Below are 15,983 nucleotides of genomic sequence, written 5' to 3' on the forward strand. Positions count from 1 at the left end.
CGAAATTGAACCGATCGTTGCCGCAACACCGCCGATCCGGTGTCACGCTGCCGACAAGCGCCAATCAAGTATCCACCCCGAAAAATATCAGATTCTTGTAAGGTTCGCATGGCGATGTAAGTGATTTTTATGGTTGATCAGTGCTTTAAGTGCATTTTTCGCGTTAATTTGACTCATTTAGCTGGCAACCAAATGAAACAACCGACCCGATCAGGGCACCGCCCGAACCCCTACTCCCATGTCCTGCCACGACTCTCCATGACAGGTCAGCAGCAATACCTGATGCCTTGAGGCCGCATCGTAAAGCGCGCGCTTCATCAATTCTCGCCGTTCCTGATCCGCGTGTACCAGAGTATCGTCCAATACCAGCAAGGTGGGCCTGCCAGCTTGCTGTAACAAATCTGCGTAGGCAAAACGCGCCAGCACGCCGAGCTGCTCGCGTGTGCCAAAGCTCAAGGCGCTCAACGTTTCCGTCGCATCGGGCCCTGACCCGCGCACCACGGCGGCAGGCATCAGCGCATCGTCCAGGCGCCACTGCGCCCCTGGAAACAACAGCCCGACATAGTGTTGCAGACGCTGGGCCAGCGGCTCCAGCAAACGTTGCGTCGCGTCGGCGCGCCGCTGCCCCAGCAATTGCCATAACAGGTCCAATGCCTGCGCCCGGGTCGCGAACTCGTCGCGCCGCCGGGTCAGCCGCTGCGTCTCGGCCTGCGCCTGCAGCAGTTGCTCGCCCAGGCCGTGAGCCTGTGCTTGTTCGAGTTTGCCCTGCAACTGCAGTAATTCGGCATGGCGGCGCTGCTGTTCCTCGCGCTGCAGGCGAGCGGACTGCTCGAAACGCTGTGCATCCTGCTCGATCAGTTCCGGCTGCAGGGCCTGCAAGGCGGCTTGCGCCGCCTGATAGCGTTGCGCCAGGGTGTCACGGGTCGCGCGCGCCTCGACCAGCCTGGCGCCTCGCTGTTCACGTTGCTCTACCCGGCTCGCCGCGCCCAGTTCCGCCTGGAGTGCAGCCCACTGCGTCTGAAAAATCTGCGCCTTGGTCTGCTGGGTATCCAATGCGGTGCGGGCGGCTGTCACCGCCTGGCCCGCCAGGTCGGCCTCGACCGTCGCGGCGTGCAAAGCCTGCTGCGCCTGGGCCAAATCCACGGCAGGTGCCGCGTTCTCCGGCAGCCCGGCTAGCTGTCCCTGCAATTGCGTCAATCGCGATTGCGCCTGCGACTGCAATTCGCGCAATGCCTCGATACCCTCCGGCGCCTGGATGCGCAAGGTCTGGCGGGCCATGTCCAGATCGCGCCGGGTCTGTTCATACGTCACGGCTCGTGCCTCGGCCTGAGCCAGCGACGCCACGCCCAAGCGGGCCAGACACGCGGTGCGCTCAGCCCGTGTCTGCTGGATAGCCGTCAATACGGCCGGCAAGTCGCTGCCGCCCGGCTCGATATGCAAGACGCCGATCCCCGGGATCTGCAATTCGGCGGCCTCGGAAACAAGGACCTCGCCTTCGCCCGCGATATCCCGGCCGGCCAACTGCAGTGTCTGGCCGTCCAGCAAACGATGACGCACCCGCGTCGCACCGGCATTCTGTTGAGCCTGCAACTGCGCCAACCGCTGCTCTAGCTGGCGCAAGGTGCGCAGTGCCTTGTCATCGATTTCCAGCTGCGTGGCCGAGGCTTGCAGAGTCCGGACCTGCTCGGCAAGTTGCTCGGCCTGCGCGATGCTGTCCTGCGCCCGTCGCAATTCCTGGTTCAACCGATCGATCTGCGCCAGGCAATCCATCCGCTGGGCCGCCTGCTGGGCCCCGGCTACCTGCGCGTTGGCCTGTGCCAGATTCTGGGCAGTACGCTGCTGTTGCAGCAGAGCCCGATCCAGAACCTCGCGCGCAGGCACCAGACTCGCGGCGGCCGACTCCGCATCGGCCTGCAAGGTCACCAGGGCCGCAGTATCGCGCTGATCGCGTTCGACCTGCTCGTGCAACAGAGCCAAGGTGTCATCGGCCTGTGTCAGCTCGCGCTGCAAACCGGCCAGAGCGTCCCGCTCGCGACTGATTTCGGCCAAGCGGGCGCGCGCCTGGGCGGCGCGTTGCTCCAGGTTGAGCCAAGGCTGCTCCTGCTCGGCTTTGTCGTGATCGCGACGCAATAGCGCCAGGCGATCCACGTCGGCATCGAGCGCCTGTTTCGAGGCGGTCAAGGTGGCGACGGATTCCTCCGCGCGCTGCAACGCATCCTCGGCGTCTTTATAGGCCCCTTTGGGGCGGCCACTGCGCCCGTCGCGCAAGGCAGCGCGCTCGGCCTCGACCCTCTCGTAGAGGGAATCGCCATCGGCCGAGGTCAATTCGCCCGTCAATCGTGTCAGTGCTTCCCGGACGTGACTTTGTGCGTAACCTGCGGGCTCTGACAGGTTTTGCCCTTCGCCCTGAGCGATCCAGAGCAGCCCGGGAATGCCACCGTGTTCCGGGCGGCTATTGCCCTTTGCCGAGAACTCGAATCCTAGCAAGGTTGCCAAGGCGTTTTCTGCCGCCTCGCCCTCGTGCCGCTCAGCGCCATCGTCGACCAGCAGCTCGCAACGCGCACGGCTCAAAAATGATTTCCGCAGCAGATATTCATGGCCGTCGTGCTCGAACGCGATTTCCACCGAAGGCCGAGCGCCGGACATGCCCCACGGCGCCAGGTCGGATACTTTGGTTGTCTTGTAGCGCTCGAGAAAGGCCGCACGAATCGCCGCCGCCAGGGTGCTTTTGCCGGCTTCGTTCGGCCCTGCAATGACATTGAGGCCCTCGGCCAAGCCATCGAGCACGACCGGGGTGCGGAATTTTCGAAACTCTTGCAGCGCAATGCGATGCAGCTTCATAGCGACACCCGCAGGGTGACGTGGAATCGTGCAACGGGAGACGCCAGCACAACGATGCGGTGCTGCTTCATTGTGCCTCCTCCCGCTCACGCTGGAATTGCACCAGCAGCCGCAGCGCCTGGCGCGCGGCGGCTGCCTGGCTCGGATCATCCTGCATGGCCTGCAGTTGTGCCGCGACCTCACCGACATAGCCGCTCGCCCCTAACGCTGCCAGATCCTGCGCGTCAGGAGCCAAGGACAAACCGTCTGTCTCTAATAACAATGCCCGGCTGCGTGCCGCGGCACGCGCAATAGCAGCCTGCAGTGCATCCCACGCCTCTAGCGGCAATTGCCCCGACAGCTCCAGGCGCAACACATCCTCGGCGCCAATATCCTGCAATCGATGCGCCAGCGCCTCGGCGTCGGACGCCAAGATCAGCGACTCGGCCCACAACGTCCAGCGAAATCGCCCGACAGGCACGCTCTGCACCACGGGCTCCGCCCCTGTTGCGAGCTGCACGTCCAGCACGCTGCCATTGGCATTCGACCGGAAACGATCCGGTTCCGGCGTGCCGGCATACCAAGTCCTCGCATCGATCTGCAAGGTGCCATGCCAGTCGCCCAGCGCCAGATAATCCAACCGCGCGCGAGCAGCCCGGTCGGCTGCAATGGGATTGGCCGAATCCACAGTGTCCGGCAAGCGGCCCGTCACGCTGCCATGTGCCAGGCCCACGCGCAGCCGCCCAGGCGCGGTCTCCAAGGCATCAAAAATGGCCGTCGTGTCATCGTAGGTATGGCGTTGCGTCAGCGGCGCCGCCAATACCGCGAGATTCTGCCCAGGCAAATCGACCACGCCTGGGCGCAGGGGAATATGGACGTTGGGCCCGATGCATCCCAGTTGGTGCGCACGCGACCAGACACTGTCGGCCAAGGCGGCATCGTGGTTCCCGGCAATCATGACCCACGGACCGGCAAACGCGGCCAGCGCGTCAAACAGGCGCCGAATGCTACGGTCCGATACGGCCTGCGTGTCGAACACATCCCCCGCCACCAGCACGGCATCGGCGCGGCGCTCCGCCGCCAGGGCGGCAATGCGCGCGACGGTTTCATAGCGCGCCTCGGCCAACATGGCCGCATCGTCGGTTTCAAACTGACCGTACTGCCGTCCGATCTGCCAATCAGCGGTATGGATGAGATGTGTCACGGAGCCCCTGCAAGTGCCTGCGCCATGATGGCGTCATGGCGCGATTGTGGCACAAAGGCAGGCGACGGCAAGCAGGCAGCGTGACGAATCCAGCCCTCAGGCTGCGGCGTGCCCGCCTAGTGCCACGCGAGACTGGCGCTTGGCGGCCGCGCCATAGCGCGACAGCGCCAGATCATCGGCGCGGATTTCTGGCCGTTGGCCCATGACCAGATCCGACAAGAGCTTGGCAGAGCCGCAAGACATGGTCCAACCCAGGGTGCCATGCCCGGTGTTCACATATAGATTGGAATAGCGCGTCGCACCAACGATAGGCGTGCTATCGGGTGTCATGGGTCGCAGACCGGTCCAGAACTCGGCTTGCTCGACCTTGCCGCTGCCCGGGTACAAATCATTGACCACGAACTCCAGGGTGCGGCGGCGCTCCGGATGCAAACGCAGATCAAAGCCGGCCAGCTCCGCCATGCCGCCGACGCGAATACGGTTGTCAAAACGCGTGACCGCCACTTTGTAGGTCTCGTCCAACACGGTCGAGACCGGCGCAGCATCCGCGTCCAATAAAGGAATCGTCAAGGAATAGCCTTTGACCGGGTAAACCGGCAGATCCAATCCCAGCGGCGCCAGAAAACCACGCGAGTAGCTGCCAAATGCCGCGACGTAGCGATCTGCGGTCAGCACTTCGTCCCCGATACGCACGCCGGTGATTTCCCCGCGCGCGGTCTCCAGACGCGTGACGTTTTGGCCATAGCGAAATTCCACGCCCAGCTCCGCTGCCAACTGCGCCAATCGTCGTGTAAACAGACGGCAATCACCCGTTTCGTCGTTAGGCAGACGCAGACCACCGGTCAATTTGTGCGCGGTGCTGGCTAAAGCCGGCTCGGCAGTTTCCAGGCGATTGCGATCCAGCAATTCATATGGCACGCCGCACGCCTCCAATACCTGGATATCGCGCTGCGCCGCCTCGTATTGGTGCTCGGTGCGAAACAGCTGCAATGTGCCCTTCGTACGCGCCTCGTACTGAATGCCCGTCTCAGTGCGCAGGGCCTTCAGGCAATCGCGGCTGTATTCGGCCAGGCGCAGCATGCGCTCCTTGTTCACGGCGTAACGGCTGGCCGAGCAGTTGGCCAACATCGCCGCCATCCAGCGCCACTGATAAAGCGTGCCGTCCGGACGGATCGCCAAAGGGGCGTGGTCTTTCTGGAACATCCATTTCAGCGCCTTCAGGGGAATGCCGGGCGCGGCCCAGGGGGTGGAATAACCCGGCGACACCTGGCCGGCGTTGGCATAGCTGGTTTCGCTGGCCGCCTCGGACTGGCGGTCCAATACCGTCACTTTGGCGCCCTGGCGTGCCAGATAATACGCGGTGGTCGTGCCAATCACACCACTGCCCAAGACGATGACATGCATGCAAATCCCCTGAGTTAGGCATCTCTTATGGATGAATCAATAGTCTAGGACGATGTGAGCAGTGAAAAGCACTAAAATCAGCGGTTCTGAAATGTACTTTTACTGACAACAGGGGCTGAATGGCCCCCCTCAAAGTGAAATGCGCGAACTCGATCGTATCGACCGGAAAATTCTGGATATATTGCAGCGCGATGGGCGGATATCTATCACCGATCTCGCGGAGCGGATCAGCCTGTCGGCGACGCCGTGTTCCGAACGCGTCAAGCGTCTGGAACGCGAAGGTGTCATCACCGGGTATCATGCTCGCGTCAACCCCGCCGCGTTGGGACTGAATCTGTTGGTCTTTCTGGAAATCAAGCTGTCGGCCAAATCGGGCGACGTCTTTGATAGGGTCAAACAGGAATTGCTGTATGTCCCTGAGGTCATGGAATGCCATCTGGTATCCGGAGATTTTGACTATCTTGTCAAAGCACGATTGAGTGAAATGAATGAATACCGGCGGTTATTGGGCGAAATACTGAAACGCCTGCCCGCCTCGGCCGAATCACATAGCTACGTGGTCATGGAAGAAATCAAGGAAACCTTGGGTTTGCCTGTCACCGGCCATTGAATCACTACGTATTACCGGAGCTTCACCCCTATGATGACGCGTTTGTCTCGATATTTTTTTCGCGGGCTGATTACCGTACTGCCGATTGCACTGACGCTATATCTGCTGTTCATCTTTCTGGCATGGACGGAGGCTGCCGCCCTGTCCTTGCTCAGCCCCTTTATTGGCAGCTTTTATATCCCCGGCATGGGATTGGCCCTGGGTGTCCTGGGCATTTTGGCGGTTGGCTATCTGGTTTCCAAAGAGCGTATGCAACGGATATTCCATTTTGTGGAAATGCCGTTTACCAATATCCCGGTCGTCAAAAGCATTTATTCATCGCTGAAAAGCTTTGCCGATTATTTTTCGCCCAGTGCGAAAGCCGATACCCAGCACGTCGTCGTGCTGCGTATTCCGGGTCAACCGCTCGAGCTGGTCGGGCTGATCACGCGGCGCAGTACCGAGGGGCTGCCTGAGGGTTTTCTGCCCGGAGAACGGGTCGCTGTTTATTTACCCATGGGGTACATGATCGGCGGCTATACGGTTTTTGTCCCGACCGACTGGGTCCAACCCATCGATATGTCAGTCGAGGAAGCCATGCGGGCCTCGCTGATTGCCTGGATGGCTCGTGCGCCAGGTGACTCAGCGGCGAGTGGACGCTCGTCGAATCCGCCCTCATCGGGCGGCACACCGCAGGAGCCCGTCCCGGGCGTGCGCCCTGCGCCGCCGCAGCAGACGCAGCAAGGTACGCCCCATGAGGGGAACCCATGAAATTGATGGCCAAGAATTCGCTGTTTGCGATTTTGCTCCGCTCGTCATGGTGGATCAGCTTGCTGGTGGCGGCTGCGCTGATTCTGGTCGCCGTTGCAGTCGTGCCGCCGGCCTATGCGCTCTTCCCTATCTGTGGCGCGGTGCCGTTCATCATCATTTCCGGCATTGCCGCCTGGAAACAACGCAACAAGCCCTCGTCAGCCCGCGTCGAGCAAACGGCACAGGCACTGTCTGCCATGTCCTGGTCCATCTTTGCCGATCAGTTCGAGGCCGCATTGCGTCATGATGGCTGCCAGGTCAAACGCCTGAAAACCGAGGCCGCCGACTTCGAAGTCGCACGCCCCGGCGCCGGACGTGCGCTGATATCCGCCCGCCGCTGGAAAGCCGCCCACACGGGTGTCGAACCGCTGCAACGCCTGCAAGCGGCACGCAGCACAACAGGCGCCAGCGAGGGCATCTACGTCACGCTGGGCGATATTTCGAACCCCGCGCAAGACTACGCGACGCAAAACAATATCCAGTTCATGGATGCCGAATCGCTGACGCAGTTGTTCCGTCATCAGAAACTTTGAAAAAATCCGACTGATCTCCTCCCTCACGAAAGCGCGCCAGCAGTAGAATTTCTCGCGCCAGACACGGCGCGCTTTTTCTCCCCAACGATGGGGACCGCTCCGGTCTACGGAGCCCTCGCATGCCCACACCCGAATCCTCTCGCGATCCTGCCCTGCGGCAAGGCATCCGCATCGTCACGCCTGTACCTGGCGCGCTGCACACTGAAACTGAAGCCGCCCTGGGCTGGTTACAGACGCTGGACCTCAATGCCTATCTGACGACGGTGCCAGATGGCTCCAACGCAGTCCATTTCGAGCCGAGCGAGGCCTTGTTGGCTCTGGCGCCGCAACGCGATACGACGGCGTTATGTACGACGCTGCAGTTGGACACGGAGAATCGCCCTGACGATCTCGCGCGCGAAATCGTGCTGGCCATGCTATTGGGGCCGGTGGCGTTCCCGTTTCCCAGCGCGGCGGAACTGCGCAGCGCCGTACGCATTCGTCAACACATCGTGCAGGCCGCGCGCAAGACAGCGTTGGCATTCGATACCGAACAGGCCGAACGCCCTGCCGGCTATTGGCGTTACGACGAGGCGCGCGGCTTTACCATCGAACCCGGCGTGTCGTTGATCGAGGCCCTGACCAAAGCCACGCAGCCCGATGCCTCGGACAAACGCTATGCGTTCTCGTGCTATCGAGCCACCGAATATGTCACGCTGCTGGGCATCGCGCTGGAATTACGCGACGCCCATCCCGAACTCTATGCCAAACTGCAACAGCAATGGGAAACCCGTGCCGTGATGTCGGGGGCTTTTCACGAAGTCTTTCTGCGCGAATACGGGTCGATGGACGAGCCGCTGCCATCGAAATATTACGTGCCCGGCGACCGCCTGTGGTTTCGCAACCCCGACTCCCACTCATCCAATGTCGAGGGCTATGAAGGGTCCTGGGTGTTTTATCTGGGCGATGGCCGGTTCAACAATTTCTGGAAACGCGATCAGCCCTACACATTGACATCCAAATGCGTGGAGATCTATCACTGGCGCGATGGCGCACGCACCGATGAGCAAGACCGCCTGATCATCGACGAGACCATCGTAGAAGCCCGCACGGCCCAGACCCAACAAGATCCCGCGGCACTGCAGGCCGTACTCGATCGCATGCTGCGGCGACGTGACCCGCAAGGGGTATATGCCGAAGGCGGCTGCATCGATGCAACGCGGGAATGCGTGCAATGGATCCTGCACGGCACCGCGCAAATCAAATTACCGGATTGCCCATAGCCGATAGCCTCACAACGTAACTCAACAGCGTTGATACAGCAAAGCGCATGACATCCGTCAACGGCAGCTATTGCGAGCAGGAGGTCGGCGTGTAAAAGCCCCGCCGGGCCGTAGAGCCGCGATTTAGCCCGCGAAGCGGGCCGAGGCCCCTGGTCATGGGCCGAGTCGCGGCGATAGGCCCGGCGGGGCTTTTACACGCCGATCTCCTGCGTCAAAAGAACGCCACACTACGCATGCCACAGCCAGCAACCGCGGCGGAAAAAATGTCCCACCGCGGCTTCCTGCCTCAGTCAACTCAACGTACCTTGCCTTCTTTCCAGGCTTGCAGCAGTTGATCGTACGGAATGGTCTGGCCTTGTGGTTTTTCGTTGGCCAGCTTCTTCCAAGGCGCATGTTCGTCCGACAGCCACTTGGACGGATCGCTCTTCTTGTTGAGTTTCGGTGCGCACTGCGCCATCCCCGCGCGTTCCAGACGCGCCATCACCTTGTCCATCTCGTCTGCCAGGTTGTCCATGGCTTTTTGCGGTGTCTGCTCGCCCGTGACGGCCGTGGCGACGTTCTTCCACCACAGTTGAGCCAGCTTGGGATAGTCGGGTACGTTGTTGCCGGTAGGCGTCCATGCCACCCGTGCCGGGCTGCGATAGAACTCGATCAGACCGCCATAGTTGGCCGCATTTTTCGTGAAGTAATCGCTGTGTATATCGCTGTCACGCGTAAAGGTCAGCCCGGTGATGGACTTTTTCAACGATACGGTCTTGGCGTTCACGAACTGCGCATAGAGCCATGCGGCAGCCAGGCGATTCGGATCGGTGGACTTGAAGAACGTCCACGAGCCCACGTCCTGATAGCCGTTTTGCATGCCATCTTTCCAATACGGGCCATACGGCGATGGCGCCATGCGCCATTTCGGCGTGCCATCCTCGTTCACCACAGGCAGGCCCTTCTTGGTCATATCCGCGGTAAAGGCCGTGTACCAGAAGATCTGCTGTGCAATATGTCCCTGCGCCGGGACGGGCCCCGATTCAGAGAACGTCATGCCCATCGCCTGCGGCGGCGCGTATTTTTTCATCCAATCGATGTATTTGGTCAGCGCATAGACCGCGGCCGGGCTATTAGTCGCCCCGCCCCGCTCGACCGACGCGCCCACCGGCGTGCATTTATCGTCAGCGACGCGAATGCCCCACTCATCTACCGGCATTCCGTTTGGCAGCCCCTTGTCAGCGGCGCCCGCCATCGACAGCCACGCATCGGTAAAGCGCCAGCCCAGCGACGGGTCTTTTTTACCGTAGTCCATGTGGCCATAGACCTTCTTGCCGTCGAGTTCTTTCACATCATTGGTAAAGAAATCGGCTATATCCTCATAGGCCGACCAGTTTGTGGGCACGCCCAAGTCGTAGCCGTATTTGGCTTTGAATTTCTCGCGCAGGTCTGGCCGCGCAAACCAATCCGCACGGAACCAATACACGTTGGCAAACTGCTGATCGGGCAATTGATAGAGTTTGCCGTCAGGCGCAGTCGTAAAACTCGTGCCGATAAAATCCTTGATATCCAGATCGGGATTGGTCCATTCCTTGCCGTCCCCGCTCATATAGTCGGACAGCGGCAGAATCGCACCATAGCGATAATGCGTGCCGATCAAATCGGAATCGGAAATCCAGCCGTCGTAAATAGACTTGCCCGACTGCATCGAGGTCTGCAGTTTCTCGACCACGTCGCCTTCCTGGATCAGATCGTGATTGACCTTGATGCCGGTGATTTCCGTAAAGGCGCGCGCCAGCGTTTTCGACTCATATTCGTGGGTCGTGATCGTCTCGGACACCACGTTGATTTCGTTGACGCCCTTGGCCTTGAGTTTGGCTGCCGCGTCGATGAACCACTGCATTTCAGCCATTTGCTTGTCCTTGGACAAGGTCGATGGCTGGAATTCTGAATTCACCCACTTTTCTGCCTCGGGAGCGCCGGCCCAGGCCGTCGTGCTCCCGATCAACGCGATGGCCACGGCCATCGTCCGCATACGCAATTTCATGCCCCATCTCCTCGAAATAACTTCCCGTTATGCTGCGGACCTGGGCCTGGGAAGAATTCGGCCGACGGTCGGTTCCCTGCTGTTTTTATTCAACCCTTGCGCATGATCCAGGCCAGCGCCACAAGCGAGATTGCGAAACTGATCCACAATGTCGGCGGATCATCCAACTCGAACCATTCCATGAAATGTTCGCCAAAACCGACATAGGCCAGATTGATCCAGGCCATCACCATCAGACCGATAAAAAGCCGATCGCCGCGCGTCGTGGCCATAGGCAAAAAGCCTTTACGCAATCGCGTCGGCGATTTCAATTCCCATACCGTCATACCGGCCAGCATGAGCACGATGCAAATGAAGAACACCGCAACCGGCGTAGTCCATACCATCCACTGAAACATGGTGCGCGCTCCTTTAGACCCGGCCCATCGCAAAGCCCTTTGCGATGTAATGCCGCACGAACCAGATCACAATGCCGCCGGGCACGATGGTCAACACGCCTGCGGCGGCCAACACCCCCCAGTCCATGCCGGATGCCGACACCGTCCGCGTCATCGTCGCCACAATGGGTTTGGCATTGACCGACGTCAGCGTGCGCGCCAGCAGCAGCTCTACCCAGCTGAACATAAAGCAGAAGAACGCGGCCACCCCGACGCCCGATTTGATCAGCGGCAAGAAAATCGTCAGGAAAAACCGAGGGAACGAATAACCGTCGACATAGGCCGTTTCATCGATCTCGCGCGGCACGCCGGACATGAAGCCCTCCAGGATCCACACGGCCAGCGGGACGTTGAACACCAGATGCGCCAACGCGACCGCCAGATGCGTGTCCATCAACCCCAGCGAGCTATACAGTTGAAAGAACGGCAACAGAAACACCGCCGGCGGCGTCATGCGATTGGTCAGCAGCCAGAAAAACACATGCTTGTCGCCGATGAAGCGATAACGAGAAAACGCGTAGGCGGCGGGCAACGCCACTGCCAACGAGATCAAGGTATTGATCACCACATAAATCAGGGAATTGATATAGCCTGAATACCAGGCCGAGTCCGTGAAAATGGTGAGATAGTGTTCAAAGGTGAAATCACGCGGCCATAGGGTCAGGGCCCCGACGATTTCGGTATTGGTCTTGAACGACATGTTCAACATCCAATACAGCGGCAGGATGGCGAACACCAGATACAGCAACAGAAAGCCTGTACGCCAGGCTCGGCCTCGGTTATCCATGAACGTCCTCCTGCGTGGCCGTGCCAGCGCGCTGCATCCAGTTATACAGGACGAAGCACAGCAGCAAAATAATCAGGAAATACACGATAGAAAATGCCGCCGCCGGCCCCAGGTCAAATTGGCCCACCGCTTTCTGTGTCAGGTATTGCGACAGGAACGTCGTGGCGTTGCCTGGCCCGCCACCGGTCAAGACAAAGGGCTCGGTGTAAATCATGAAGCTATCCATGAAACGCAACAGCACCGCGATCATCAGCACGCCGCGCAGTTTGGGCAACTGGATATAGCGAAACACCGCCCACCGCGTGGCGCCGTCGATGCGGGCAGCCTGGTAGTACGCCTCGGGAATCGCACGCAGCCCGGCATAGCACAGCAACGCCACCAACGGCGTCCAATGCCACACATCCATGACCAGCACCGTCAGCCAGGCATCCAGCGGATCACCCGTGTATTGATACTGCACGCCCAACCACGTCAGCGCGGCGCCCATCAGGCCGATATCGGTGCGCCCGAATACCTGCCAGATCGTGCCGACCACGTTCCATGGGATCAACAACGACAGTGCAATGATCACCAGCACCGCAGATGCGCGCCACCCCGTGGCTGGCATGCATAGGGCCAACAGAATGCCCAACGGAATTTCGATGGCCAGCACCGCCAGGGAAAAACCGATCTGCCGCAGCAAGGCACTGTGCAACTCCTCGTCCTGCAGCACCGCCGCATACCACTCCGTGCCGACAAACACGCGCCGGTCCGGCGACAGAATGTCTTGCACCGAATAATTGACGATCGTCATCAGCGGCAGAATCGCCGAGAACGCCACGCATATCACCACCGGCAACACCAATAGCCAGGCACGCTGATTAATCGGTTTCATGTCAGCAGCTCCTCGTTCCGGTAGAAGCACGTGTGCGTATTCAGCAAAGGCAGCCACACCGTATCGCCCACCGCGACCGCACTGCCGGCACGCGCACGAGCGCGCAACAGGGTGCCCTCGAACTCGCCGCTCAGCAGCAGATAGGTCCCCAGGTCCTGCACTCGCGAGACCCGTACAGGCACGGCCCCGGGTGTACTGGCCGCGCAAGGGTGCAAATATTCTGGCCGCACGCCCAATCGGACCTCGCCAGCGTCTGCCAGTCGTGCTGCCCTGTCTGGTGCCCAACCGACATGGCCGTCCCATAGGCGACTGGTCCCGACCGTCAAGACACCGTCTCGCCATTGCGCCGGCAAAAAATTCATTCCCGGTGAGCCAATAAAATTCCCCACAAACGTATGCGCGGGACGCTCGAACAGATCCTCAGGTGTGCCGATCTGCACGGCCTTGCCGCGCGACATGACAACGACCTGTTCAGCAAACGTCAGCGCCTCGGTCTGATCGTGCGTGACGTAGATCAGCGTCAGATTCAGTTCTTGATGAATCTCTTTGAGCTTGCGCCGCAGTTGCCATTTCAGATGCGGGTCGATGACGGTCAAGGGCTCGTCGAACAACACCGCGGATACATCGCTACGCACGAGTCCCCTGCCCAGGGAGATTTTTTGCTTGGCATCGGCGCTCAGTCCACTCGCGCGACGATTCAATTGCGCGGACATGTCCAGCATCTCGGCAATGCGGCCGACGCGTTCCCGGATATGGGCCTCGGGCATACCGCGATTGCGCAGCGGAAAAGCCAGATTGTCCGCTACGGTCATCGTGTCGTACACCACTGGAAACTGAAACACCTGAGCGATATTCCGCTGCTGCGGCGTCATCCCCGTCACGTCGCGGCCGTCGAACAAAATGCGGCCCTGCGACGGTTTCAACAGACCGGAAATGCAATTGAGCAGCGTCGTCTTGCCGCAACCCGATGGCCCGAGCAAGGCATAGGCGCCGCCGTCGCGAAACGTAAAACGCAAGGGCAATAACGCGTAATCGTCATCCGATTGGGGATGACTGACATACGCATGAGCCAAATCCAGTTCGATCGCGGCCATCAGGCAGCCCCCGCCGGATTACCGGCCGCCAGCAACCGGCCCGCCGCGTCGAAGGTGTACAAACTCGCAGGATCGAAATACAGGGTCAACGAATCCTCCAACTGATAGCGGTGTACGCCTGCCAACTGCGCGACCACGGGCCCCGCCGCCGTCTGGGCATGCACATAGGTATCCGACCCGGAAATCTCCGCGAGCTTTACTGTGCCCTGCAACGCCACCCGGCCCGCGACCGGCTCGACACTGAAGGCGCCTGCCCGCAGTCCTGCCGTCATTTCGGATTGGCCCGTGCCGGCATGCGGCTGCGCGGCTGTCGCAGGTCGGCCAGCACCGGGGTTCTGGCCCGGCACGAAATCACGCGCGCCGGCGCCTGCGTCAGCCGGCGAGCCTGCGGCAAGCGCAGCCTGCCCCCTGCTGTCCGGCACACGCTCCGCCACCACTATGCCCCCCTGCAACACGATGCCGCCGTCCTGCCGCTGTGCAGCAAATAAATTCATTGGCGGGTCGCTGAACACCTGCGCCACCCGCAAAGACGCCGGCTTGTGAAACACCTCTGCCGCAGGGCCGTATTGCAGCAACTCGCCCGCATCCATCACCGCCGTATAGCCGCCCAGCAACAAGGCCTCGGCCGGCTCGGTCGTGGCGTACACCACGGTCGACTCCCCTTCGGCAAAGAGACTGCCGAGCTCGTCGCGCAACTCTTCGCGCAGCTTGTAGTCCAGGTTGACCAGCGGCTCGTCCAGCAAAATCAGCGGCGCCTGCTTGGCCAGCGCCCGCGCCAACGCCACACGCTGCTGTTGACCACCCGACAATTCGGCCGGATAGCGTTGCAGCAAATGTTCGATATGCAAGCGCTCGGCCATCGCATGAACCCGGGCCCGGATGTCTGCCGCGCCTCGCAGCTTCAGCGGCGAGGCGATGTTGTCGTACACCGACATCGACGGATAGTTGATGAATTGCTGGTACACCATGGCCACGTTGCGGCGGCGTACCGGCACCCCGGTGACATCCACCCCGTCGACCAGCACCCGCCCCGAGGTCGGCCGGTCCAGCCCGGCCATGAGGCGCATCAGCGAGGTCTTGCCGGCCAGGGTCACCCCCAGCAATACGGTCATTGCCCCGGGAATTGGCGCCAAACTCATCGGATACAGATGCGTTTGCGCCCCCTCCTGCAGAGCGACCTGGTCCAGCGTCAACTGCATTGCTCTCCTCCGGATCACGGATTCGCTGCGTTTTCGTTGTATTTTTGCTTTTTTGCGTTTTACCTAACAAACGAAAGAAAAACAATCTTGCAGTGCGTCATTATTTTTCGCTTTTGTTGTTTTAATATACAGAAATGATCCTGAATCCTCGCCAAAGCGCACTGGTAGAACTCGTCCGTTCCCACGGGTCGGCCAGCATCGAGTCCCTGGCTCGGCATTTTGACGTCACACTGCAGACCGTGCGGCGCGATGTCAATCTGCTGGCTGAGGCCGGCCTCCTGTCACGTTTTCATGGTGGCGTACGCATCGAGTCGTCCACCATCGAAAACATCGCCTACCGCAAGCGCCAGGGCCTGCATGCCGAGGCCAAGCAGCGCATCGCCCAGGCCGTCGCGAAAGCCGTCCCGGATGGCTGTTCGCTGATTCTGAACATAGGCACCACGACCGAGGCCATCGCCCGCGCGCTGTTGCATCACCGGGGCCTGCGCGTCATCACCAACAACCTGCACGTGGCCGATATCCTGTCCGACAACCCCGACTGCGAAATCATCATCGCGGGCGGCGTTGTGCGTCCGCGCGACCGGGGCATTGTCGGTGAAGCCACCATCGACTTCATCCGCCAGTTCAAGGTCGATATCGGCCTCATCGGCATTTCCGGCATCGAGGCCGACGGTACGCTGCGCGATTACGATTTTCGCGAAGTGCGCGTTGCGCGCAGCATCATCGATCAGTCGCGCGAGGTCTGGCTGGCGGCCGACAGCAGCAAATTCCAACGGCAAGCCATGGTCGAGCTGGCGCATATTTCGCAGATCGACAGGTTCTTTACAGACGCCTATCCCCAGCCACCCCTGGCACAGGTACTGCAGGAATCCGGCGTGCGCTGCGTGATCGCCGAAGCGGACGCAAATGCTTTGGACGCAGATCCCTCGAATACGGGCAGCATG

At 60.6% G+C, this 15,983-nt stretch carries 13 protein-coding genes and 1 pseudogene; 5 read left to right on the forward strand and 9 right to left on the reverse strand.

The annotated features are described in order from the left end of the window. Positions 1-210 precede the first annotated feature (210 nt). The 3 genes from ACYVIT_RS15115 to ACYVIT_RS15125 all read right to left on the reverse strand — a co-directional run bounded on the left by ACYVIT_RS15115 (position 211) and on the right by ACYVIT_RS15125 (position 5,428). The gene (locus ACYVIT_RS15115) at positions 211-2,841 is read right to left on the reverse strand and encodes an AAA family ATPase (RefSeq protein ID WP_415807285.1); all 2,631 of its coding nucleotides are present in this window, start codon (positions 2,839-2,841) and stop codon (positions 211-213) included. Between the two features lie 67 nt (positions 2,842-2,908). Next, complete coding sequence (locus ACYVIT_RS15120; RefSeq protein WP_415807286.1) at positions 2,909-4,024, reverse strand: metallophosphoesterase family protein; 1,116 nt, start codon at positions 4,022-4,024, stop codon at positions 2,909-2,911. A 96-nt stretch (positions 4,025-4,120) separates the two neighbouring features. Then, a complete protein-coding gene (locus ACYVIT_RS15125) occupies positions 4,121-5,428 on the reverse strand; it encodes a D-amino acid dehydrogenase (protein WP_415807287.1) in 1,308 nt (435 codons plus the stop codon). Positions 5,429-5,567: 139 nt separating this feature from the next. Between ACYVIT_RS15125 and ACYVIT_RS15130 the strand changes: the two genes are divergently transcribed. From ACYVIT_RS15130 to ACYVIT_RS15145, 4 genes are all read left to right on the forward strand, one after another. Beyond that, the gene (locus ACYVIT_RS15130) at positions 5,568-6,038 is read left to right on the forward strand and encodes a winged helix-turn-helix transcriptional regulator (protein WP_415807288.1); all 471 of its coding nucleotides are present in this window, start codon (positions 5,568-5,570) and stop codon (positions 6,036-6,038) included. 33 nt (positions 6,039-6,071) lie between these two features. Continuing rightward, complete coding sequence (locus ACYVIT_RS15135) at positions 6,072-6,788, forward strand: DUF502 domain-containing protein (RefSeq protein WP_415807334.1); 717 nt, start codon at positions 6,072-6,074, stop codon at positions 6,786-6,788. Continuing rightward, positions 6,785-7,360: a restriction endonuclease gene (locus ACYVIT_RS15140; protein ID WP_415807289.1), complete on the forward strand. Its 576-nt coding sequence runs from the start codon at positions 6,785-6,787 to the stop codon at positions 7,358-7,360. Before ACYVIT_RS15135 ends, ACYVIT_RS15140 begins: the two co-directional genes overlap by 4 nt. Positions 7,361-7,479: 119 nt before the next feature. Then, positions 7,480-8,622, forward strand: a complete 1,143-nt coding sequence (locus ACYVIT_RS15145) for a hypothetical protein (RefSeq protein ID WP_415807290.1) — start codon at positions 7,480-7,482, stop codon at positions 8,620-8,622. A gap of 295 nt (positions 8,623-8,917) precedes the next feature. Here ACYVIT_RS15145 and ACYVIT_RS15150 read toward each other — a convergent pair whose 3' ends face one another. The 6 genes from ACYVIT_RS15150 to ACYVIT_RS15175 all read right to left on the reverse strand — a co-directional run bounded on the left by ACYVIT_RS15150 (position 8,918) and on the right by ACYVIT_RS15175 (position 15,039). After that, positions 8,918-10,648, reverse strand: coding sequence for an ABC transporter substrate-binding protein (locus tag ACYVIT_RS15150; protein ID WP_415807292.1), 1,731 nt, complete (start codon positions 10,646-10,648; stop codon positions 8,918-8,920). An 89-nt stretch (positions 10,649-10,737) separates the two neighbouring features. Continuing rightward, complete coding sequence (locus ACYVIT_RS15155) at positions 10,738-11,046, reverse strand: DUF2160 domain-containing protein (protein WP_415807293.1); 309 nt, start codon at positions 11,044-11,046, stop codon at positions 10,738-10,740. Positions 11,047-11,059: 13 nt separating this feature from the next. After that, positions 11,060-11,872, reverse strand: a complete 813-nt coding sequence (locus tag ACYVIT_RS15160) for a carbohydrate ABC transporter permease (protein ID WP_415807294.1) — start codon at positions 11,870-11,872, stop codon at positions 11,060-11,062. Beyond that, positions 11,865-12,746, reverse strand: a complete 882-nt coding sequence (locus ACYVIT_RS15165) for a carbohydrate ABC transporter permease (protein WP_415807295.1) — start codon at positions 12,744-12,746, stop codon at positions 11,865-11,867. Before ACYVIT_RS15165 ends, ACYVIT_RS15160 begins: the two co-directional genes overlap by 8 nt. Next, positions 12,743-13,840 (reverse strand): ABC transporter ATP-binding protein, encoded by a 1,098-nt coding sequence (locus ACYVIT_RS15170; RefSeq protein ID WP_415807296.1) that lies wholly within the window; start codon positions 13,838-13,840, stop codon positions 12,743-12,745. The genes ACYVIT_RS15165 and ACYVIT_RS15170 overlap by 4 nt, the downstream gene beginning before the upstream one ends. Continuing rightward, complete coding sequence (locus ACYVIT_RS15175; protein WP_415807297.1) at positions 13,840-15,039, reverse strand: ABC transporter ATP-binding protein; 1,200 nt, start codon at positions 15,037-15,039, stop codon at positions 13,840-13,842. Before ACYVIT_RS15175 ends, ACYVIT_RS15170 begins: the two co-directional genes overlap by 1 nt. Positions 15,040-15,173: 134 nt before the next feature. Here ACYVIT_RS15175 and ACYVIT_RS15180 point away from each other — a divergent pair. Beyond that, positions 15,174-15,959 (forward strand): annotated as a pseudogene (locus tag ACYVIT_RS15180) (DeoR/GlpR family DNA-binding transcription regulator); the annotation flags it as partial. Positions 15,960-15,983 lie beyond the last annotated feature (24 nt).

The sequence above is a fragment of the Bordetella muralis genome, from assembly GCF_054781015.1.